We start from the raw sequence: 21,973 nt of genomic DNA, 5'->3' as shown, positions 1-21,973 counted from the left end.
GGGAGCAGCCGTGCCTACGGGCCGGGTACCGTCGGGCTCCGCGTCAGCGCGGGGCGAGGACGCAGAACTCGTTGCCCTCGGGATCGGCCAGGACCGTCCACGGCACGTCGCCCTGGCCCACGTCGGCGGGCGTCGCGCCGAGAGCCCGCAGCCGCGCCGCCTCCTCGACCCGGTCGCCCCCGGGGTACGGGCGGAGGTCGAGGTGGAGACGGTTCTTCACGGTCTTCTCGTCGGGGGTGCGGATGAATTCGAGGTACGGGCCGACGCTCCTGGCGGAGCGCAGCACGGCCTGGTCGTCCGTCACCTCGTGGACGGTCCAGTCCATCGCCTCGCCCCAGAACCCCGCCATGGCCCTCGGGTCCGCACAGTCGACCACCACCGCGGCCATCGGCCCGGTGTCCAGGTAGCGCTCGCGGGGCTCCAGCACGCAGAACTCGTTGCCCTCGGGGTCGGCCAGGACCGTCCACGGCACGTCGCCCTGGCCCACGTCGGCGGGCGTCGCGCCGAGGGCCTTCAGCCGTGCGACCAACTCGGCCTGATGGGCTGCCGAGGTGGTGGCGAGGTCGATGTGCAGACGGTTCTTCACCGTCTTGGGGTCGGTGGCGCGAACGACGTCGATGCAGACGGCGACGGGGTCGGGATAGACGAAGCCCACGGGTTCGAGGTTGGTCACACCGGGGCCCTCGCTGTCGATGCCCCAGCCGAGTACCTCCGCCCAGAACCGGCCGACCGCGGAGTCGTCCCGGGCAGTCATCGAAATCTGAACAAGCCGTGTCGTCATGCCGCCGACCCTATGCATGCCGTCCCGCGTCGACAAACACATATCCCGGCCTGGGAGGGATCCGTGGTGCTCCGTGACATCCGGTGCTCGATTCTCCGGGGAGGAGGTGGTCGTGACAGTAGAGCGCGCTCGCCGAGCACCTCACAAGATGCATGCAAGGTTCTTTCTAAGATTTGCCGACTTCATGCAGTCGTGGAAGGTGGATCTTGCGGACGTGGAGCCGGGCCTTCCGCTGGTGGGCGGCCCCGGCGGTGATCCGGCAGTGTTCGGGCGGCGTTCGGGCGGCGAAGTGCGGGAGGTGTGACCCGCCGGCAGATCCCGGGGAGGGGTGCGTGTGTAGCCGGCTGAGGCCGCAGCCGGCCAGGTCGTCGGGGCATCGCGGCGGGCTATCTTGTTTTTGCGAAATTCTGTCGACATCTTGTGGTCATCTGGACGGGATGGTTAAGTGAGCGGCGCGCCGAGGGGTGGTCGCCGACAGGTCCCGAGAGGGTCCGCGACGTGCCCCCGGGGCGTCCGAGCCGCGCAGTCCAGGAGTGCGCGGGCCTCGCTTCCGCACGTCCCCGCCCCCGTCACCAGGACCGGGGCGATCCCCACCGGAACACCGGGGCTCCCCCGCGCCCCGGCACCGGCCCTGCCCGCCGTGCCTGTAGAAGGGTCCTCTCTCCCATGAAGACGAACCGGCTTCTCCGCAGATCCCTCGCCGCCGTGGCCGTCGGCGCCCTGGTCCTCCCGGCCGCCGCGTGCAGCAGCTCCGCCGACAGCGGCTCCTCGGGCGACCCCGGCGCGCCGAACGGAGCGGAGGCCCCGCTGGACCCGTCCGCCAAGGTCACCATCAGCGCCGACTGCCAGCCGCCGACCACGAAGCCGGGGGAGCGCAGGCAGTGGGAGGAGGACATCGCGGAGTTCAACAAGACCTACCCGAACGTCACCATCAGGGCCACCGACGCCTCACCGTGCAACGAGCCCGCCAAGTTCACCGCGCAGCTCGCCGGCAGGACCCAACCCGACCTCTTCTACGCCTACTTCACGGACCTGGGCCAGGCGCTCGACGCCGGTGCGGTCGAGGACATCAGCGCGTACGTCAACGAGACGACCGTCCCGGCCCTGAAGGACATCGACCCCTCGGTGCTCGACACCCTCAGGAGCGAGGGCAAGCTCTACGGCCTCCCGGTCACCAACTACAAGATGGGCCTCATCTACAACCGCAAGCTCTTCACCCAGGCCGGTCTCGACCCCGACAAGCCGCCGACGACCTGGGCGGAGATCCGGACGGCCGCCCAGAAGATCTCCGCGCTCGGCAACGGCGTCAACGGCTACGGCGAGTACAGCGCGACCAACCAGGGCGGCTGGCACTTCACCGCCGAGCTGTACGGCCTCGGCGGCAGGATGACCGGTGACGACGGCAGGAAGGCCGCCTTCAACAGCCCCGAGGGCAAGCAGGTCCTGCAGAACCTCCACGACATGCGCTGGACCGACGGCACGATGGGCGCCGCCCAGGGGCTCAAGTGGCCCGACCTGATGACCCAGACCTCCACCGACAAGCTCGGCATGTACATCGGGGCACCGGACGACATCACGTACATGGTCCAGACCCTCAAGGGCAACTACGCCGACTACGGCATGGGCCCGATGCCAGGAGGCAGGGCCACCCTGCTCGGCGGCGACACCCGGCTCTTCAAGAAGGGGTCCACGCCCGACCAGATCAAGGCCGGCATCGCCTGGGTCACCTTCAAGTACCTGACCATGGGCAAGGGCCAGTTCGACTACGCCCGCAACAGGTCGGACAACCTGCCCGTCGGCATCCCGCAGCCCAGCTTCTTCACCGGTTCGACCCTCGCGGCGGACAACGCGGCCAAGGCCGCCAGCGCAACCGTCCCGGTCCGGAACTACGCGCCCTACATCTCCGAGCAGGTCCCGGGAAAGACCGAGCCGGCCAACGCCCAGCAGCTCTACAAGGTCCTCGACAACGCGGTCTCCGCCGTGCTCACCGACCGGGGCGCCGACATCGACAAGCTGCTCGCCGACGCCGAGTCCCAGGCCAACAAGGTCCTGGCGAGCCTCGGTTGACCGACGCGGGGGACAGCCCGCCCCGGGCCTCAGCCGCCCACGCCCACGGCCACGGCCACGGCCACCCCGACGGACCCACACGGACGCGAAGACCGACCGACAAGCAGACCGACCGACAAGCAGACCGACGGACATGCAGACCGGCGGACCGGGCACCGCGGACCCGCCCGACCCGCCGGTCCAGCCGGCACACCAGGAGCACCGATGGCCGGGACCATCTCCCCCTACAAGACCACCCGCCGGGCCAGTCGCATCCCGGCCGACCGCACGGGTGGCTCCGGAGGCCGCTCGTCCAAGCGTCCGGAACTCGGCCGGACCGTCCGCCGCAACGTCTCCGCCCACGGGTTCCTCTTCGGCGCCCTGGTGTGCTTCGGGTTCTTCACCTGGTACCCGATGGTCCGCGAAGTCGTCATGAGCTTCCAGAAGACCAGACGCGGAAAGACCACGTGGGTCGGGCTGGAGAACCTCGAACGGATCTTCGGCGACCCCGACTTCTGGACCGCCTGGCGCAACACCTTCCTCTTCACCGCGCTCGCGCTGCTCCTGGGCTTCGCGGTGCCGTTCTTCGTGGCCGTGCTCCTCAACGAACTCCGGCACGCCAGGGCCTACCTGCGGATCCTGGTGTACATCCCGGTGATGATGCCGCCCGTCGCCGCGGTGCTGCTGTTCAAGTACTTCTACGACCCGGAGTACGGCCTCTTCAACTCGATCCTGACGACCCTCCACCTCCCCACCTCCGCCTGGCTCAACTCGCCGGACACCGCGATGGTCTCGGTGGTCGTCGCGGCCACCTGGATGAACATGGGCGGTGCCACCCTCATCTACCTGGCCGCCCTGCAGGGCATCCCCGGCGAGCTGTACGAGGCGGCCGACCTGGACGGCGCCGGCCTGTTCCGCAAGATCTGGCACGTCACCGTCCCGCAGACCAGGCTCATCCTCTCGCTCCTCCTGCTGCTGCAGATCGTCTCCACCATGCAGGTCTTCGTGGAGCCGTTCCTGCTCACCGGTGGGAACGGCCCGCAGAACTCCACGATGTCGGTCGTCTACCTGGTCTACGAGTACGCCTTCGACATGGGAGGCAACAACTACGGCGTCGCCTCCGCGATGGGCCTGGTCATGCTCGTGGTCCTCGCCGGCTTCTCGGCCCTGTACACGCGGCTCAGCCGCACCGACGACTAGGAAGGGCTCCGGCCATGGCAGCGAACGAACCCCGGACCCGGACGCTCGTCGCACAGACCCAGCTCGACCGACCGCTGGGGAAGGCCGTCTACCGGACGGTGCTCGTCCTCGTGGTCCTCGTCTTCACCGCCGTCTTCGTCGGCCCGCTCTACTGGCTGGTGACCGGCGGCCTCAAGAGCACCCAGGAGGTGATCCAGAGCCCGCCGACCCTCTTCCCGTCCGAGATCCACTGGGGCACCTACGCGGAGGCCTGGCGCCAGCTCAGGATGGGCCGTCTGCTGACCAACACCCTCTACTACGCGCTCGGGGCGCTCGCCTTCCAGCTGGTGTTCGACGTCGCCGCGGCCTACGCGCTCTCCAAGCTGCGGCCGATCCTCGGCAACGTGATCCTCGGCATGATGCTCGCGACCCTGATGGTCCCCTCCGCGGTCCTGATCGTGCCGCAGTACCTCACCGTGCTGGACCTCCCACTGCTCCACCTCAACCTGGTCGGCACCCCGTGGGCGATCTGGCTGCCCACCGTCGCCAACGCCTTCAACATCTTCCTGTTGAAACGGTTCTTCGACTCCGTCCCGGAGGACCTGCTGGCCGCAGCCGCGATCGACGGCGCCTCACCGACCCGGGCCCTGTGGTCGATCGTACTGCCGATGTCCCGACCGATCCTCGGCGTGGTCTCCATCTTCGCCGTGGTAGCGGTCTGGAAGGACTTCCTCTGGCCGATGCTGGTCCTGCCGGACCCGGCCGACCACACGCTCAACATCGGCATCCGCTCCCTCGCCACCGGCCTGCCGCAGAACGTCGTGATCGCCGCCCTGGCCATCGCCTCCGCACCGACGATCGTCTTCTTCCTGATCTTCCAGCGCAGCATCGTGTCCGGCCTCACCTCCGGCGGCCTCAAGGGCTGAGCGCCCCGCCCGGAAGCGGTCGACCACCACGCCCCTCCCGTCCGGTCGAAAGGACCCCCCACCGTGGGACAGAACTCCAGCCGCCAGCCCGAGCACCCGGCCTGGTGGCGCGACGCGGCGATCTACCAGGTCTACCCGCGCAGCTTCGCCGACGGCAACGGCGACGGCACCGGGGATCTCGCCGGGGTCCGGTCCCGCCTCCCGTACCTCGCCGAACTCGGCGTCGACGCCATCTGGGTCAACCCCTGGTACCCGTCCCCGATGGCGGACGGCGGCTACGACGTCGCCGACTACCGCGACGTGGACCCGCTGTTCGGCACCCTGGAGGACGCCGAGAACCTGATCACCGAGGCGCTCGCTCACGGCATCCGCACCATCGTCGACATCGTCCCCAACCATGTCTCCGCCGAGCACCCGTGGTTCAGGCGGGCCCTCGCCGCCGCCCCCGGCAGCCCCGAGCGCGAGCTGTTCCACTTCCGCCCCGGCCGCGGCCCGGACGGCGAACTGCCGCCCAACGACTGGGAGTCCGAGTTCGGCGGCTGCCCCTGGACCAGGACCGCCGACCCGGACGGAACGCCCGGCGAGTGGTACCTGCACCTCTTCGCCACCCAGCAGCCCGACCTCAACTGGGCCCACCCGCAGGTCCGCAGCGAGCACGTGTCGATCCTGCGCTTCTGGTTCGACCGCGGAGCCGCCGGCGTCCGCATCGACTCCGCGGCCCTCCTCGTCAAGGACCCCGAACTGCCCGACTTCCGCAAGGGGGTGGACCCCCATCCCTTCACCGACCGCGAGGAACTGCACGAGATCTACCGGTCCTGGCGCAGGATCGCCGACTCCTACCCGGGCGAGCGCATCCTGGTCGGGGAGGTGTGGCTGCCCGACGCCGAGAGGTTCACCCGCTACCTGCGCCGCGACGAGCTGCACACCGCGTTCAACTTCGACTTCTTGGCCCGCCCGTGGGAGCCGGAGGCGCTGCGCGAGTGCATCGACTCCACCCTCGCCCTGCACGCCCCGGCCGGGGCCCCCGCGACCTGGGTGCTCTGCAACCACGACGTCACCCGCACGGTGACCCGCTACGGCCGCAGGGACACCCGTTTCGACTTCGCGGCCAAGGTCTTCGGAACCCCCACCGACGTCGCCCTCGGCCTGCGCCGGGCCCGCGCCGCCGCGCTGCTCTCCCTCGCCCTGCCGGGTGCCGTCTACCTCTTCCAGGGCGAGGAGCTCGGCCTGCCCGAGGTGGAGGACCTCCCGATCGATCGTCTCCAGGACCCGATGCACCTGCGCTCCGGCGGCACCGACCCCGGCCGGGACGGCTGCCGCGTCCCGCTCCCGTGGTCCGGCCCCCTCCCGCCGTACGGCTTCTCGCCGGCGGGCACCGAACCGTGGCTGCCGCAGCCGGAGGGCTGGGCCGCGCTGACTGTGGAGGCGCAGAGCGCCGACCCGGAGTCCGTGCTGTCGCTGTACCGCGCCGCGCTCCGGATCCGCCGGGGATCGCCCGGTCTGCGCGGCGACAAGTTCGAGTGGCTGCCCGGCGACCGCGGGGTCCTCGCCTTCCGTCGAGGCGCCGAGTTCGCCTGCGTCGTCAACCTCTCCCCGGCGCCCGTCGTCCTGCCCGCGCACGACACCGTCCTGCTCACCAGCCGGCCGCTCGACGGAAACCTCCTCCCCGTGGACGCCGCGGCCTGGCTGCGGTCGCGGTGACGGCCCGCCACCACCGGTCCCTCCCTCGCGGATCCTGCCGGGCGCAGGATCCGACCGAAAAGGGCTGAAGCGGTCGGCCGGCCACGGCCGCCCCTGCGCTCCCTTGCGCTCCCTGCCCTCCCCGGCGGCACCGGCCGGTCCGGTGCCGCCGCCCGTCCTGAGCTCGTCGGCCCTCCCCGGAGGATCCGGATGATGTCGGCTCGGTCACCGCCCCCTCTCGCCAGGCCCCTCCGCGACGCACGCCCGGACCGCCCCGCCGGTCGGGGCCGCGGCACGCACGCGCCCACTCCCTCCCGGAGAGGCTCCGCTTTCCGGGCCTGTCCGCCCCCACCTGTCATCCTGATGAGATCCAGAGGACTCCCGTGAGATCGACAGCTCCGACTTCCCGACTCGTGGCAGGGCTGGCCTCGGCCTGCCTGCTGCTCGTCGCCGGCCCGCTGCTGCCCGCCCGGGCCGCCGGCGGTCCCGACCTGGCCTCCGGCAAGCCGGCCGCCGCCGGCAGCGCCACCGCCGGGCGAGGCGCCGCCTTCGTCAACGACGGCGACCAGAACACCTACTGGGAGAGCGCCGGCAACGCCCTCCCGCAGTGGGTCCAGGTCGACCTCGGCAGCAGCACCGCCGTCGACGAGGTGGTGCTCAAGCTCCCCGCGAGCTGGGGTGCCCGCACCGAGACGCTCGCCGTTCAGGGCAGCACCGACGGCACCGCCTTCTCCACCCTCACCGCCTCGGCCCCGTACTCCTTCGAACCGGGCGCCGGCAACACGGTGAGGATCGGCTTCCCGTCGACCGGTACCCGCTTCGTCCGGGTGGACATCTCCGCCAACACGGGCTGGCCGGCCGCGCAGATCTCCGAGCTGGAGGTGCACGGCACCACCGGCTCCAGCGCCAACCTGGCCCGCGGCCGGGCCTTCACGGCCGGCAGCAGTTCGGGCGGCTACGGCGCGGGCAACGTCGACGACGGCAACCAGGGAAGCTACTGGGAGAGCGCGAGCAACGCGCTCCCGCAATGGATCCAGGTCGACCTCGGGACGGCGGTCGCCGTCAGCCGGCTGGTCCTGAAGCTGCCGACGGGCTGGGAGCGGCGGACCCAGACCCTCGTCGTGCAGACCAGTACCGACGGCAGCACCTTCACCGACCGGGTCGCCTCCGCCGACCACGTCTTCGACCCGGCCACCGGCAACACGGTGACGGTGGACACCGGCACCACCACGGCCCGGTACGTCCGGCTGAAGGTCACCGCCAACACCGGCTGGCCGGCCGCCCAGCTCGCGGAGTTCGAGGTGTACGGCCCGGTGACCGGGGACACCCGGGCGCCGTCCGCGCCCGCGAACCTGACGTACACCCAGCCGTCCTCCGGGCAGGTCCGGCTGGCCTGGAACGCGGCGAGCGACAACACCGGGGTCACCGGCTACGACGTCTACGCCGACAACGCCCTGGTCAGCAGTGTCGCGGGAGACGTGCTGACCTACACCGACAGCCGGGCCGACGGCGCCACCGTCTCGTACTACGTGAAGGCCAGGGACGCGGCCGGCAACCAGTCGGTCGCCAGCAACACCGTCACCCGCACGGGCGCCCCCGGGGACACCCAGGCGCCGTCCGCGCCGACGAACCTGACGTACACCCGGCCCTCCTCCGGGCAGGTCCGGCTGGCCTGGGGCGCGGGCGCCGACAACGTCGCGGTCACCGGGTACGAGGTCTTCGCCGACGGCGCGTTGCGGGCCGAGGTGGCCGGCAACGCGCTGACGTACACCGACAGCCGGGCCGACGGCGCCACGGTGTCGTACTACGTGAAGGCCAGGGACGCGGCCGGCAACCGCTCCGGGGCGAGCAACACCGTCGTCCGGACCGGCGACGACGGTGGCGGTGGCACCAACCTGGCCGGGGGCAAGCCGATCACGGCCGACTCCAGCATCCACACCTTCGTCGCGGCGAACGCCAACGACGACGACGTGACCACCTACTGGGAGGGCGCGGGCGGCAGCTACCCCAATGAGCTGACCACGCGGCTGGGTTCCAACGCGACCGTCGGTTCGGTGGTGCTGAAGCTCAACCCGGCCCCGGTCTGGGCCACCCGCACGCAGACCGTGGAGGTACTCGGCCGGGAGCAGAGCGCGACCGGATTCACCAGCCTGGTGGCCGCGAAGCCCTACACGTTCTCCCCGGCCTCGGGCAACACGGTGACGATCCCGCTGACGGCCACCGCGGCCGACGTCCGCCTGCGGATCACCGCCAACTCGGGTGCCGGAGCCGGGCAGATCGCGGAGTTCCAGGTGATCGGCACCCCGGCGCCCAACCCCGACCTCACGGTCACCGCGGTTTCGGCCTCTCCGGCCGCTCCGGTGGAGACCGACCCGCTCACGCTCTCGGCGACGGTGAGGAACGCCGGCACGGCCGCCTCCGCCGCCACCGCCGTCGACCTCCACCTGGGCGGCGCCAAGGCCGGCACCGCGCAGCTCGGCCCCCTGGCCGCCGGTGCCTCCGCGACCGTCTCGGTCCGGACGGGCCCGCAGAACGCGGGCAGCTACCAGCTGCGAGCCGAGGCCGACCCGGCCGGCGCCGTCATCGAACGGGACGAGACCAACAACACCCACACCGCGCCGGCCCCGCTGGTGGTGAGCCAGGTCGCCAGTTCCGACCTGGTCGCCGCGCCCGTCAGCTGGACCCCGGGCAACCCGGCGAGCGGCAACGAGGTCACGTTCTCGGTGGCGGTCAAGAACCAGGGCACGACCGCCTCGGCGGGCGGCGCCCACGGCATCGGCCTGACGGTGACCGACGCCACCGGTGCGGTCGTCAGGACCCTGACCGGTAGCCACACCGGCGTCATCGCGCCCGGTGCCACCGGCGCCCCGGTGAGCCTGGGCAGTTGGACGGCGGGCAACGGCCGGTACACCGTGAGGACGGTCATCGCCACCGACGCCGACGAACTGCCGGTCAAGCAGGCGAACAACACCTCCACCCAGTCGCTGTTCGTCGGCCGCGGCGCCAACCTGCCGTTCGACACCTACGAGGCCGAGGACGGCGTGCTGGCCGGCGGCGCCGCGGTGGTCGGGCCCAACCGGACCGTCGGCGACCTCGCGGGCGAGGCCTCCGGCCGCAAGGCCGTCACCCTGAACACGACCGGCGCCTCGGTCGAGTTCACCACCAAGGCGCCGACCAACACCCTGGTGACCCGCTTCTCAATCCCGGACGCGCCGGGCGGCGACGGCATCGACGCGAAACTCGACGTCTACGTCGACGGGGTCTTCCTCAAGGCCCTCGACCTCACCTCCAAGTACTCCTGGCTGTACGGCAGCGAGACCGGTCCGGGCAACTCGCCCGGCGCCGGCGGCCCCCGGCACGTCTACGACGAGGCGAACCTGCTGCTCGGCACCACGCTCCCGGCCGGCAGCAGGATCAAGCTTCAGAAGGACGCCGGCAACAGCACCACGTACGCCATCGACTTCGTCAGCCTGGAGCAGGCGACCCAGCTCCCCAACCCCGACCCGGCCCGGTACGCGGTGCCGACCGGCTTCACCCACGGCGATGTGCAGGCGGCTCTGGACCGGGTCCGGATGGACACCACCGGCGCCCTGGTGGGCGTCTACCTCCCGAGGGGGGACTACCAGACCGCCGGCAAGTTCCAGGTCTACGGCAAGGCGGTGAGGGTGGTCGGCGCGGGCCCCTGGTTCACCCGGTTCCACGCCCCGTCCTCGCAGTCCAACACCGACGTCGGATTCCGGGCCGACGCCTCGGCCAACGGCTCGACCTTCACCGGCTTCGCCTACTTCGGCAACTACACCTCCCGCATCGACGGCCCCGGCAAGGTCTTCGACTTCGCCAACGTCGCCGACATCACCATCGACGACATCTGGACCGAGCACATGGTCTGCCTGTACTGGGGCGCCAACACGGACCGGATGAAGATCACCAACTCCCGGATCCGCAACACCTTCGCCGACGGCGTCAACATGACCAACGGCTCGACCGACAACCTGGTCTCCAACAACGAGGCCCGGGCCACCGGGGACGACTCCTTCGCGCTGTTCTCGGCGATCGACGCGGGCGGGGCGGACGAGAAGAACAACGTCTTCGAGAACCTGACCTCGATCCTGACCTGGCGGGCCGCCGGCGTCGCGGTCTACGGCGGGTACGCCAACACCTTCCGCAACATCTACATCGCGGACACCCTGGTCTACTCGGGGATCACCATCTCCTCGCTGGACTTCGGGTACCCGATGAACGGCTTCGGCGCCTCGCCGACGACCGATCTGAAGAACATCTCCGTCGTCCGGGCCGGCGGCCGCTTCTGGGGGGCGCAGGTCTTCCCGGCGATCTGGGTGTTCTCGGCCTCGAAGGTGTTCCAGGGCATCAGGGTCACCGACGTGGACATCGTGGACCCGACGTACAGCGGCATCATGTTCCAGACCAACTACGTGGGCGGTCAGCCGCAGTTCCCGGTCGCCGACACGGTGTTCAGCAACATCTCGATCTCCGGCGCGCGGCGCAGCGGTGACGCCTCCGACGCCAGGTCCGGGATCGGCGTCTGGGCCAACGAGCTGCCCGAACCGGGGCAGGGCCCGGCGGTCGGTTCGGTGACCTTCGACCACCTGCGGTTCAGCGACAACCACCAGAACATCCGCAACACCACCTCGACGTTCACCATCAAGGTCAACCCGTAGGGAGGGAGGGGAACCGCCCGGCCGCGGGTGGTCCGGTGCCGCCGGGAGGTCTCCGACCTCCCGGCGGTCCTTGCGTTCCGGCGCGGCGCCCCACCTGGTAGGCCGGGCTCAGGGCTTGCAGGGTTCGGCAAGCGGCGTGCGGTTCCTGTCCGATCGCCCGTTGGAATTTGCGTCTTCGTCGCAAGACCATGCAATTTCCTTGCGTGGCGGAGCTAGAATGGCCGCATGACACGACGACTGGCCCAGGTGGCGAAGAAGGTCGGGGTCAGCGAGGCCACGGTCAGCCGGGTGCTGAACGAGAAGCCCGGCGTCTCGGAGACGACCAGGGCGGCGGTGCTGACGGCGCTGGACGTGCTGGGATACGAGCGCCCCACCCAACTGCGCGGTGAGCGGGCACGGTTGGTGGGCATGGTGATGCCGGAGCTGCAGAACCCGATCTTCCCGGCCTTCGCGGAGGCGGTGGGCGGCGCGCTCGCCGGGCAGGGGTTCACCCCGGTGCTGTGCACGCAGTCTGCGGGCGGGATCTCGGAGGCGGACTACGTGGACCTGCTGCTGGCCCAGCAGGTGTCGGGGGTGGTGTTCTTCGGTGGTCTGTACGCGCAGGCCGACGCCGTCCACGACCACTACGAGCGGTTGGCGGAGCGCAGTCTGCCGACGGTCCTGCTGAACGCGGCGATCGAGGGCCTGGACTTCGCGCGGGTCTCCTGTGACGACGCGGTGGCCGTGGAGCAGGCGATGGGGCACCTGCGGCAGCTCGGCCACCGCAGGATCGGCCTGGTACTGGGGCCGGCGGACCACGTGCCGTCCCAGCGGAAGTTGGACGCGGCACGGCGGGCCGCGGCCGCGGCGGGCCTGGAACTGCCGGACAGCCACGTCAAGCGCGCGCTGTTCACCCTGGAGGGGGGACAGGCGGCCACCACGCGGCTGCTGGGCGAGGGGGTGACCGGGATCGTCTGTGCCAGTGACCCGCTGGCGTTGGGCGCGGTGCGGGCGGTGCGCCGGGCGGGCCTGTCGGTGCCCGGCGACGTGTCGGTGATCGGCTACGACGACTCCTCGTTCATGACCTGCACCGATCCGCCGCTGACCACGGTGCGCCAGCCGATCGAGGCGATGGGCCGGGCGGCCGTGGATCTCCTGGCGGGGGAGATCGCAGGCGCGAGGATCACCCACGACGAGCTGTTGTTCGAGCCGGAGCTGGTCGTACGCAGCTCCACCGGGCCGGCCCCCGCCGCCGGCTGACCGCACGCGGCCCTTCGCGCCCGCAGGCCCCGCCGTTCCGGTCCATCGGAACGGCGGGGCCTGCGGCCCTTCGGGTTCTGCCCCGGGGGGGCGGGGTCAGGAGGTGTAGGCCTCGAACTCGGCGAGCTGGGCGGCCGGCCAGCCGGTGTTGCCGGTGAACGAGAGCCGCAGGTGACGTGCGGTGGTGCCCGGTACGGCGAGGGTGACCGTGTTGCCGGTGGCCGGGTCGAAGCGGTAGGCGGCTTCGGCCCTGGCCGTGGTCCACGTCGTGCCGTCGGTGCTCGCGAGCACCGCGAGGGTCTGGGTCCGGGCGGTCCAGGCGGGGGCCGGCGGCAGTTTCAGCACCAGCCGGCCGACGGCGGTGGGGGCGCCGAGGTCGGCGGTCAGCGACTGCGGGAAGGCGTGGCCGGTGCTCTCCCAGTAGCTTCCGGTGTCGCCGTCGTCGGCCTGGCCGGGGCCGTAGCCGCCGACCGAGCCGGTGGCGGTGAGGGGCTTGCCCGCGAGGAGGTTGGTTCCGGCCGGGGGTGTGGTGGTCGGCGTGGTGGGTGTGGTAGTGGGCGTCGGGGTGGCGGTCGCGCCGGTGGCCCGGATCTCCAGCTCGCCGAGCTGGGCGGCCGGCCAGCCGGTGTTCCCGGTGACGGTCACCCGGACGAAGCGGGCGTTGCTGCGGGGGAGCCCGATGGTGACGGCGTTGCCACCGGCCGGATCGAAGGTGCGCCCGGCGGCGGGGGCCAGGGTGGTGAAGGCGGTGCCGTCGGCGGATCCCTCGACGGAGAGGGTCTGGGTGCGTGCACCCCACGAGGCGGGGAGCCTGGCGGTGACGCTGCCCACGCCGGTCACGGCGCAGAGGTCGACGGTCAGCGCCTGGGGGAACGCGTCGTTGGCGCTCTCCCAGTAGGTGGCGGCGTCGCCGTCCACGGCGTTGGCGGCGGTGTAGGTCTGGTTGCGGCTGGTGGCCGTGGTGTTCTTGCCCCGGGCCAGGTTGCCCGTGCCGGGATCGCAGGCCGGCGGTGTGGTCGGGGTGGTGGTCGTCGGCGAGGGCGCGGTGGGGGAGGGGGTCGCCGGGGTGGTGGGCACACTCGGTGTGGGGGACGGCGTCGGGGTTCCGCCGGTCGGACGGCCGCCGTAGGTGAACCGCGGGGCGGGCCACAGGCCGGAGCAGGTGGAGCCGGACCAGCCGGAGTTCCCCCCGCCGTCGGTGACCTTGAATCCGGCGCCGACGCAGTTGTGGGTCGGGGTGGCGCTCTGGGCGATGTTCTTCGCGGTCACGTTGGTGAACCGCATGTCGGCGGCGGCCTGGGCCTGGATCGCGTAGGTGCCGGCCCCGTCGATGGTGGTGTTGGTGAACTCGATGCCCTCGGACGCGCCCTCGATGGTGTGGATCGCCGCGTAGGAGCTGTCGAGGACGTCGGTGTCGGTCACGGTGATGTGCGCGCCCCTGATCGGCTCGTTGAGGCCGCTGAACCAGATGGCGCCGACGCCGAAGTTCCAGTTGTAGTCGCTGTTGCCGGTCCGGATCAGGGTGTTCCTGGCAGCGCTGATGGTCCCGGCCACGGCGGTGCCGTTGCCCGAGCCGACCCCCGGGTAGCGGTTGGCGATGTGCAGGCCGCCGCCGTTGGTGACGGTGTCGGCCATCACGTTGTCGGAGATGGTGAAGTCCTTGCCGCCGTAGGTGACGACGTTGTTCGCCAGGATCGGCAGGACCACGGTGTTGCGGGTGAAGCTGTCGCCGACGTTGGGCACCCGCTCCGGCCAGGAGGCGAGGCCGTCGTCGCCGGTGTTGCGGACGAAGGTGTTGGTGACCGTCGAGCCGGTGACGCCGGTGTGGAAGTTCACGCCGTCGGCGGTCTGGTCCAGGATGCGGCTGTTCCTGAGGGTGAAGCGGTCCATCGGACCGTCCATCCAGGCGGCCACCTTGGTGTGCTGGATCCAGAGGTTGTCGACGGTGGAGTTGCTCATCGCGCCGCCGATGGCGTTCACCTGGTCGTCGTCGACGCGCTCCCTGATGTCGCCGATGACGGCGAAGTCCTTGAGGGTGACGTTGCGGCTCGGGCCGTTCGACTCGTGCGGGCGGACCGCCCCGCCGTACCCGCCGCCGGGGGCGTACTTGCCGTAGATGCCGGCGGCCCGGTTCCGGTTCACCGGGTCGCGTCCGCCGAGCACGCTGTACCAGGGCCCGGCGCCGGCCAGCGTGACGCCGTCCACCACGACGTGGTCGTAGAGGGTGAAGCTGCCCGGCGGGACGAAGACCGTCCGACCCTGCGCCTGGCCGGCGTCTACCGCGGCCTGGAACCTCGCGGTGCTGTCGGCGGCTCCGGTGGGGTCGGCGCCGAAGTCGGCCACGACGTCGATGGCGCCGGGGGGTTCGGCGATCGGTGGCGCGACCTGCTCGAAGTCGGCCAGGTCGACGGTGAAGGTCGGCGACTGCGCGGTCGAGGTGACCTGCAGCCGGATCCTGGTGCCGGTCGGCAGCGAGGAGCCGAACATGGTCCGGGTCTCGTCGTAGAAGTGGTGCGGGTTGGTGTCCCCGGGGTTGTTGTTGAACGGGTACCCCCCGTAGTACCAGCCGTACTTGGAGGTGACCGGCAGGTCCTTCAGCTTCACCCCGTCAACCAGGAGGCCGAGCGAGGCGTCCCGGCCCCGGCCGTCCGCACTGTCCGGGAGGGAGTACCGGAAGCTCATCGCGTTGGCCGGTGCGGTGAGGGTGAACTCGACGTACTCGCCGGGGGCGTCGAGGGTGACGGCCTGGCGCCCGGAGGCCTCGGAGGGGAGCGTGCCGTACGCCCGCTCGGGGCCGATCACGGTGCCGTTGGTCGCCGCGTACTCGGCCTCCTGCTCCTTGAACGGGACGGTGGCGCCCCGGGCGGGGACGTCCAGCGGGGAGAGCGTCGGCACCGCGGCGGCGTGGGCGGGGGCGGCCGTCGTGACGGCGGCCGCGGTGAACAGGCCGGCCGCGCCCACCGCAACGGCGGTGAACGCGGCGAGGCCGTTCCGGAACCGGATCCGTGGCTGCGGGCGGCGTTGTCGTTGCATGGAGTCAGCACATCCTTGCCGGTCGTGGGGGTGATGACGGGGTGGTGGCGGTGGGGTGGTGGCGGTGGGGTGCGAGCCCGCGCGGTCGGCCGTCGCCACGGGCGGGGCGCCCGGTGAACGGAGCGGAGCGCAGCGGGAGTTGGGGAGCGGCGCGGGGGCTGCCGCCGAGGCGAGAGACTACGGTCGGTCATCGCATGAAGTCCATAGGAAAGAGCAAAGATGTGACACAGGACTGCAAGACATCGATTCTCCTTCGCCAAGGATCGATCGCCCCCTCCCGCGCCTCCACGGGGATGTCCGGCGGGGTGCCGTCCACTTGATGCGAACGGGCTTGGGCCGGGGATCAAGTGTCCTGCGGGCAGGGATCGGCCGGGTTCGTTGACACGCTCGTCGCCGGCCTGTACTCCTAGGAGCTCATACCTGCGCAAAAGATGAACAGATGCATGTCGTCCTATCGACCGACTGTCTCTCGGCAGGCAGCGGGAGCATCGACGTCATGGGGACCGCTGTGCGTTCGGCCGTCCGCGGCCGGCAGCGGCGGCGCCGGCGGAATCACCGGGCCGAGGGGCCGGACCGTCCGACCGGCCCCTCGGTCGCCCGGCTCGTGAGGTGCCACTGGCGACTCGTCGGGCACGCGTACACCCGCTTCGGGTAGTAGCCGAGATCACGCCGACTCGTGATGGCCAGGAGCGCCTCCAGGGCGAGATCCCAGGAGTCGTAACGGACCTTCCCGCACCGGCACCCGTCGGCGTCGGTCCTCCGGGGATCCTCCAGCGGGCCGAGGCGGCCGGTGGCGAGGTACTGACACACCTCGGGAAGGGTCTTGAGGACGCCGGGCCCGAGGTGCGACGACTCGGCCGCGCGGTGGAGGCCGGCGAACGTGGGGTGGGTCGGAGGTTCGACGCTCTGGACCGCGCGGGAGAGCCGTCGGCCGGTCCATCCGAGCAGGGTCTCGGCGAGGGGGTGCGGCAGCGGGAACTCGCCGGTGTCACGGACGTGCTGGAGCAGGTCGTCCGCGGTCCGGGACGCCAGGACGATCGTCACGTCGTCCGAGTGTTCGGCGGCCACGATGCCCGCCAGCACGCCCAGCACGGCGGCTTCGTCGGTGTTGCGGGCGAGGGGGCCGGTCCGGAACCCGAAGACCTTCTTGTTGCCCGGGCTGTCCTTCCGACCGGCGAAGGTGCCGTCCGGCTTCCTCACGTTGATGATGCGCCGTACGTGGCAGGTCGCCTCGTGGCGGTTCCAGGCGGCCCACACGAAGATGCGGTGTCGCCTGCCGGCGTCCTCCGGTACGTGGTTCATCGGATCATCTTCCTCCGAGTGGTGGCGCCTTGATACGGAACCCGGGTCTTCCTCGCGGATCCTGCCTCCGTCCCGCGCCACGGACCGCGGAGTCCGTCCGCCTTGCCGTGCGGCCCGCTGGTCACGGTCCTGCGGGCCGCACGGCGTCAGGTGTTCGCCTGTGCTGCGTGAGGAAGGCGGCGAGCTCCTTGTCGTAGGCGGCGGGATCGGCGTTCCACGCACCGGTGTGGCTCGCTCCTTCGACGGTGACGAGGGTGACCTTGCCGGGCCAGTCGCGGGCGAACTCGGCGCTGGTGGCGTAGGGCACGACGCTGTCGCCGGTGCCGTGGAAGAGCAGGACGGGCTGCTCGGGGCCGCCGGTGCGCCGGTTGGCGGCCAGGGCGTCGATGTCGTCGAAGTCCACGTCCGCGCGCAGGCCGATGATCCCGGTCTCGAGGGCGGCGACGGGTGCGGGCAGGCCGAGGCCGGTCACGATGGAGTCGAGGGCCGCGCGGTAGTCCAGAGCGGGCGAGTCGAGGACGACGGCGCTGACGGCGCCGGTGTCGGCGGCGCGCTGGAGGTAGGTCTCCACGACGGCCCCGCCCATGGAATAGCCGATCAGGACGACATCGGTGGCCCCCTGGCCGCGGGCGTACCGGACGGCGGCGTCGAGGTCGCGCCACTCGGTGTCGCCGAAGTGGCGCCTGCCGCTGCTGTCCCTGGGGGCGCCGGGGTCGTTGCGGTAGGTGATGTCGAGGACGGGGTGGCCGAGTTCGTGCAGCTGGGGCATGGTGCGCAGTCCGGCGGCGCGGCCGGCGCCGAGCCCGTGGACCTGGATGGCCCAGGTGGTGCCGGTGCCGGGGACGAACCAGGCGGGCATCGGGCCGAGTTCGCCGGGGTAGGTGACGTCCTGGAAGTCGAGCCCGGCGGCCTGCCGGGGGTCGGAGTTCCAGACGGTGACGATGATCTTCGCCTTGGCGCCGGGGGTGGGCACCGTGTCGGCGGTGAGCTCCCTGGTGACGGTGTCCCCGTCGGTGGTGAGGACGGACCCGAGGACGCCGTGGTGGCGGCGGTCGGCGGTGTCCTGCCAGACCAGGCCGTAGGTGCCGGCGTAGCGGCTGTCGGTGGTGGCGGGGAGGGTCACCGTGCCGGGGCCGGAGGCGAGGACGCGGGTGTTGAACGGGGTGTCGTCGATGGGGCTGACGATCTTGCCCGCGGCCAGCCAGAGCAGACCGGCGGCGGCGCCGAGCGCCAGGACGAGAACGCCTGCGACGACCGCGAGCAGGCGGCGGCGCAGCTTGGCGCGGCGCGTCCGGCGAACGGGCGTGGCGGGCGTGATGGGCGCGGCGGGCGCGGCCGGTCGGGGCTGGGGTGAGGGGTTCTGCGGCATGGTCGGCGACGGCTCCCGGTTCACGAGTGCTTCAGGGTGGTCGGGCCTGCGGAGAGGGTGAGGGCGAGGCCGGTCGGAGTGACGGCGAGGGCGGTGGGCGAGAGGCCCAGCGGGTAGCCGCCGCCCTGCTTCCTGGCGGTGAGGCGCTCGTTGATCCGGTCGAGCTGGGGACCGGTGATCGTGCGGCCGAGGAATTCGAGCGCGGTGGCGGTGATCGTCACCCTGCCGTCGGTGAGGGCGGGCTTGAGCGTGAGCCGGCCGGTGCCGCCGGAGCCCAGGCCGAGTTCGATCGTGCCGGCGGCCGGATCGGTGCGGGCGGCACCGACCGGAAGGCTCTGGCCGGAGTCGCGCACGGTGGCGGCCAGGGCGTCGGCGGGGATCGTGATCTGCGCCGACACCCCGGCCGCACTGGGTACGGACGCGGCGAACCGCACGTCGGTCAGCGTGATCCGGGCCGAGGCGCCGCTCAAGCCGCCGAGCCGGGCGTTGTCGGCGCTCAGGGTGACGTGCTCCAGCCGCCGGTCGAGGATCTTGACGAGGGCCGGACCGCTGCCGGTGTCCACCTCCACCGGGGCACCGAGGGCCTTCGCCGTACTCTCGGCGATCCGGCTCTCCAGTACGTGCCCGGCGGCGACCTCCGCACCGGCGGCGAGGACCAGGACGGTGGCCACGGGCACCGCGACAGCGCGCGCGATCCGGCCGCGCCGGGTGGCGGGGCGCAGCATCCGGCGCAGCCGGCCGGGTGAGGGTGCCGGGGAACGGGGTGGGGCGGGACTGCGGGTCATGCTTCTCCTCGGGATGACTCGGGACGGCTCGGGACGGCTCGGGACGGCTCGGGACGGCTCGGGATTCGGGATGACGTGGGTCGGCCCCGGGCTCGGCACGCGGGCTCAGGTCCGGCGGCGGAGGCCGCGGGTGCGCGGACGGCTGCGGGTCCGGGCGAGCAACTCCGCGCCGGCGGCGAGCAGGACGGCCGTGGCCGCCACGCCGGCCAGCACCAGCGCCCTCGGATCCGTGACCACCGGTGCCCTCCTTCGCGTCCGGGGCCCGCCGGTCGGGGGCCCGGGAACAGGCTGGACCGGGGCTGCAAGCGGCGGGTTCGGCGAGTGTTCGGGGCATGTAAGGATCACCGGCGGCGCCCCGGAGCGACCCGTTCGGCGCGTTAGCATCGGAGCAGTTCGAGACCCGCGACCGGAGCGTGCGCGGCTGCGGAGGTCGGAAGAGGACGGCGATGACACCGAGCAAGGGCCTGGTCCTGGTCGTGGAGGACGAGCGCCACATCGCCGACCTCCAACGCCTCTACCTCGCCCGCGAGGGCTTCGGGGTGCACACCGAGAGCGACGGGGTGGCCGGTCTGGACGCGGTCCGGCGGCTGCGGCCGGTGGCGGTCGTCCTGGACATCGGGCTCCCGGGCCTGGACGGCACCGAGATCTGCCGCCGCCTGCGTGCCGCCGACGACTGGACGCCGGTCGTCCTGGTGACGGCGCGCGACGAGGAGGCCGACCGGATCCTCGGCCTCGAACTGGGCGCCGACGACTACGTCACCAAGCCGTTCTCCCCGCGCGAGCTGGTCGCCCGGGTGAAGGCGGTGCTGCGCCGGACCGCCGGACCGCAGGCCGTCGGCGCCTACAGCGTCGGACGGCTTCGACTGGACCCGGAGCGCCGCACCGTGCACCGCGACGGGGAGCCGGTGGAACTGACCACCACCGAGTTCAACCTGCTGGCCCATCTGCTGGCCCGGCCGGGCCGGGTGTTCGGCCGCGACCAGCTGCTCTCACAGGTCTGGGGGCACGCCGACTACCGGGACAGCCGGGTCGTCGACGTCTACGTGTCCCAGCTGCGGGCCAAGCTCGGCGACGCCAGCCCGATCCGGACCGTTCGCGGCGTCGGCTACAGCGCCCAGGACGACGGGCGGTGAGGCTGCGCCCGCCGGCCCTGACGCGAGCGGGTGCCCGTACAGGACCGGTTGCCCGTACGCGCGGCCGTACGCGCGGCCGTACGCCGGGCGGTTCGCTGACCGGAAACCTGGTCCTGCTCGCCACCGTGGTGGCGACCGTGGCGGTGCTGCTGGCCGGGTTCGCGGGCTGGCGGACGGCCCGGTCCAACGCCGAGGCCCAGTACCGGGAACGGCTGGTCCGCCAGGCAGCCGTGCTGTCCGTCGCCCCCAACCTGTCGGTGCTGCTGCTCGACCAGGCACAGCGGCTGACCGGGGCCACCGGTGTCCAGGTCGCCGTGATCGCCCCCGACGGCCAGGTGGCCGGCCCGTCGGCCGGTGCCGTCACCCCGGCCGACCGGGACGCCCTGCTGGCCGGCGAGGACATCTCCACCACGGCCGTGCTCGGTGGCGCGCGCGTCCTGCTGGAGGGCCGCCCGGCACGCGACGGCGCGGTGGTCCTCACCCAGCCCTTCACCGAAGTCGACGCCGCCGCCGACCGGATCCGCGCGGGCCTGACCCTTCCCCTGGTCGCCGGGCTGGTCGGGGCGGCGCTGGCCGGTGCCCTCCTCGCCCGGCGGATCGCCCGCCCCCTGGTGGACGCCGCCGCCGTCGCCCACCGGCTCGCCGGGGGCGAGCGCGACCTGCACTGCGCGGTCCACGGTCCCACCGAGGCCCGCGAGGTGGCCCGCGCCCTCAACACCCTCGGCGCCGCCCTCGAACAGAGCGAAGGCCGCCAGCGCGCGTTCCTGACCTCGGTGTCCCACGAGATCCGCACCCCCCTCACCGCGCTGCGCGGCTACGCCGAGGCCCTCGCCGACGGTGTGGTCGAACCCGGACAGCAGGAGGAGGTCGGACGGATCCTCCTGTCCGAGACCGGGCGCCTGGACCGGTTCGTCACCGATCTCCTCGAACTCGCCCGCCTCGACGCCGACGACTTCCACATCACCCGGGAACCCACCGATCTCGACGCCCTCGTCCGGGAGACCGCGCGGGCCTGGACCCAGCAGGCCCGGCGGCAAGGGCTGGACCTGCGCCTGGAACACCCCGACGAACCGGTGACCGCGGCCACCGACGCCTTCCGCGTCCGCCAGCTCCTCGACGGCCTCCTCGCCAACGCCGTCCGTCACACCCCGCCCGGTGCACCCGTCGTCCTCGCCCTCCGGCGCACCCCCGAGGGCCAGGTGGAACTACAGGTCCGCGACGGCGGACCCGGCCTCACCGAGGACGACGTCCGCATCGCCTTCCGACCGGGCGCCCTGCGCGACCGCTACGCCGCCACCCGTCCCACCGGCACCGGCCTCGGTCTCGCCATCGCCCAACGCCTCGCCGAGCGTCTCGGCGCCACTCTCGCCCTTCGCGGCCACGGTCCCGAAGGCGGCGCCCACTTCACCGTCACCCTTCCCGGGGAGGGCTGACGCCCTGGCCCCGACCCCGTCCTCTGCCCTCGTCGGACGGGAAGATTCCCATGAATACGGGCTGATCAGCCGGGCAGACGGTCCTCCGACACTGACTACGGAGGTCGACTCATGGTTCCCCTTCTTCTCGTCCTGCTGCTGGCCCTGCTCCTGTTCGGGGCAGGTTTCGCGGTGAAGATCCTCTGGTGGGTGGCCATCATCGTCCTGGTGCTCTGGCTGGTCGGATTCGTCGCCCGCGGGACGCACTCCTCCGGTCGCCGCCACCGCTGGTACCGCTGGTGACCACAGGTCCGTCCGTACCCGAGAACGGGGGCGGGACCCGCGCTCATGCGCCGGGGGCCCCCCCCCGGGACGGGGTCGGGCGTGCCGGCGCCCGGGCGGGCGCGCC

14 protein-coding genes and 2 pseudogenes are annotated in these 21,973 nt (G+C 72.1%); 9 read left to right on the top strand and 7 right to left on the bottom strand.

Features of this window, described 5'->3' with window-relative positions; genetic code table 11:
- Positions 1–43 precede the first annotated feature (43 nt).
- Positions 44–781 (bottom strand): VOC family protein, encoded by a 738-nt coding sequence (locus ABZY91_RS26940; protein ID WP_355405598.1) that lies wholly within the window; start codon positions 779–781, stop codon positions 44–46.
- 666 nt (positions 782–1,447) lie between these two features.
- Between ABZY91_RS26940 and ABZY91_RS26935 the strand changes: the two genes are divergently transcribed.
- The 6 genes from ABZY91_RS26935 to ABZY91_RS26910 all read left to right on the top strand — a co-directional run bounded on the left by ABZY91_RS26935 (position 1,448) and on the right by ABZY91_RS26910 (position 12,530).
- Positions 1,448–2,848, top strand: coding sequence for an extracellular solute-binding protein (locus tag ABZY91_RS26935; RefSeq protein WP_355405597.1), 1,401 nt, complete (start codon positions 1,448–1,450; stop codon positions 2,846–2,848).
- A gap of 216 nt (positions 2,849–3,064) precedes the next feature.
- Positions 3,065–4,027, top strand: a complete 963-nt coding sequence (locus ABZY91_RS26930) for a sugar ABC transporter permease (protein WP_355405616.1) — start codon at positions 3,065–3,067, stop codon at positions 4,025–4,027.
- Positions 4,028–4,041: 14 nt separating this feature from the next.
- Positions 4,042–4,932, top strand: a complete 891-nt coding sequence (locus tag ABZY91_RS26925; protein WP_355405596.1) for a carbohydrate ABC transporter permease — start codon at positions 4,042–4,044, stop codon at positions 4,930–4,932.
- Positions 4,933–4,995: 63 nt separating this feature from the next.
- Positions 4,996–6,633, top strand: a complete 1,638-nt coding sequence (locus tag ABZY91_RS26920; protein ID WP_355405595.1) for a glycoside hydrolase family 13 protein — start codon at positions 4,996–4,998, stop codon at positions 6,631–6,633.
- Positions 6,634–7,025: 392 nt separating this feature from the next.
- Positions 7,026–11,291, top strand: a complete 4,266-nt coding sequence (locus tag ABZY91_RS26915; RefSeq protein ID WP_355405594.1) for a discoidin domain-containing protein — start codon at positions 7,026–7,028, stop codon at positions 11,289–11,291.
- A gap of 225 nt (positions 11,292–11,516) precedes the next feature.
- A complete protein-coding gene (locus ABZY91_RS26910) occupies positions 11,517–12,530 on the top strand; it encodes a LacI family DNA-binding transcriptional regulator (RefSeq protein ID WP_355405593.1) in 1,014 nt (337 codons plus the stop codon).
- 96 nt (positions 12,531–12,626) lie between these two features.
- On the opposite strand, the pseudogene ABZY91_RS26905 reads toward ABZY91_RS26910, so the two are convergent.
- From ABZY91_RS26905 to ABZY91_RS26880, 6 genes and pseudogenes are all read right to left on the bottom strand, one after another.
- Positions 12,627–13,004, bottom strand: a pseudogene (locus ABZY91_RS26905) (discoidin domain-containing protein); the annotation flags it as partial.
- 105 nt (positions 13,005–13,109) lie between these two features.
- Positions 13,110–15,563 (bottom strand): annotated as a pseudogene (locus ABZY91_RS26900) (discoidin domain-containing protein); the annotation flags it as partial.
- Between the two features lie 552 nt (positions 15,564–16,115).
- Positions 16,116–16,865, bottom strand: a complete 750-nt coding sequence (locus ABZY91_RS26895) for a hypothetical protein (RefSeq protein ID WP_355405592.1) — start codon at positions 16,863–16,865, stop codon at positions 16,116–16,118.
- Between the two features lie 121 nt (positions 16,866–16,986).
- Positions 16,987–18,234: an alpha/beta hydrolase gene (locus tag ABZY91_RS26890; RefSeq protein WP_355405591.1), complete on the bottom strand. Its 1,248-nt coding sequence runs from the start codon at positions 18,232–18,234 to the stop codon at positions 16,987–16,989.
- 20 nt (positions 18,235–18,254) lie between these two features.
- On the bottom strand, positions 18,255–19,019 hold the full coding sequence (locus ABZY91_RS26885) for a DUF2993 domain-containing protein (RefSeq protein ID WP_355405590.1): 765 nt from the start codon (positions 19,017–19,019) through the stop codon (positions 18,255–18,257).
- A gap of 105 nt (positions 19,020–19,124) precedes the next feature.
- Entirely contained in the window at positions 19,125–19,256 is a 132-nt protein-coding gene (locus tag ABZY91_RS26880) for a hypothetical protein (RefSeq protein WP_355405589.1), read from the bottom strand.
- 209 nt (positions 19,257–19,465) lie between these two features.
- On the opposite strand from ABZY91_RS26880, the gene ABZY91_RS26875 reads away from it, so the two are divergent.
- The 3 genes from ABZY91_RS26875 (at position 19,466) to ABZY91_RS26865 (ending at position 21,867) form a co-directional block, all read left to right on the top strand.
- Positions 19,466–20,152 carry a response regulator transcription factor gene (locus ABZY91_RS26875; protein ID WP_329949949.1) on the top strand — a complete coding sequence of 229 codons (687 nt, stop codon included), beginning with the start codon at positions 19,466–19,468 and terminating at the stop codon, positions 20,150–20,152.
- A 125-nt stretch (positions 20,153–20,277) separates the two neighbouring features.
- Positions 20,278–21,585 (top strand): HAMP domain-containing sensor histidine kinase, encoded by a 1,308-nt coding sequence (locus ABZY91_RS26870; RefSeq protein ID WP_355405588.1) that lies wholly within the window; start codon positions 20,278–20,280, stop codon positions 21,583–21,585.
- 111 nt (positions 21,586–21,696) lie between these two features.
- Positions 21,697–21,867 (top strand): hydrophobic protein, encoded by a 171-nt coding sequence (locus ABZY91_RS26865; RefSeq protein ID WP_329875954.1) that lies wholly within the window; start codon positions 21,697–21,699, stop codon positions 21,865–21,867.
- Positions 21,868–21,973 lie beyond the last annotated feature (106 nt).

The sequence above is a fragment of the Kitasatospora sp. NPDC002965 genome (assembly GCF_040611255.1).
Lineage (GTDB): Bacteria > Actinomycetota > Actinomycetes > Streptomycetales > Streptomycetaceae > Kitasatospora.
The sequence above is the reverse complement of the archived record's forward strand: the minus strand, read 5'-3'. Positions and strand labels throughout refer to the sequence as shown.

What these genes read in the sequence shown, in the direction of transcription:
- ABZY91_RS26940 (WP_355405598.1), bottom strand. Translation starts at nt 781, where the DNA reads ATGACGACACGGCTTGTTCAGATTTCGATGACTGCCCGGGACGACTCC.
- ABZY91_RS26935 (WP_355405597.1), top strand. Translation starts at nt 1,448, where the DNA reads ATGAAGACGAACCGGCTTCTCCGCAGATCCCTCGCCGCCGTGGCCGTC.
- ABZY91_RS26925 (WP_355405596.1), top strand. Translation starts at nt 4,042, where the DNA reads ATGGCAGCGAACGAACCCCGGACCCGGACGCTCGTCGCACAGACCCAG.
- ABZY91_RS26910 (WP_355405593.1), top strand. Translation starts at nt 11,517, where the DNA reads ATGACACGACGACTGGCCCAGGTGGCGAAGAAGGTCGGGGTCAGCGAG.
- ABZY91_RS26895 (WP_355405592.1), bottom strand. Translation starts at nt 16,865, where the DNA reads ATGAACCACGTACCGGAGGACGCCGGCAGGCGACACCGCATCTTCGTG.
- ABZY91_RS26890 (WP_355405591.1), bottom strand. Translation starts at nt 18,234, where the DNA reads ATGCCGCAGAACCCCTCACCCCAGCCCCGACCGGCCGCGCCCGCCGCG.
- ABZY91_RS26885 (WP_355405590.1), bottom strand. Translation starts at nt 19,019, where the DNA reads ATGACCCGCAGTCCCGCCCCACCCCGTTCCCCGGCACCCTCACCCGGC.
- ABZY91_RS26875 (WP_329949949.1), top strand. Translation starts at nt 19,466, where the DNA reads ATGACACCGAGCAAGGGCCTGGTCCTGGTCGTGGAGGACGAGCGCCAC.
- ABZY91_RS26865 (WP_329875954.1), top strand. Translation starts at nt 21,697, where the DNA reads ATGGTTCCCCTTCTTCTCGTCCTGCTGCTGGCCCTGCTCCTGTTCGGG.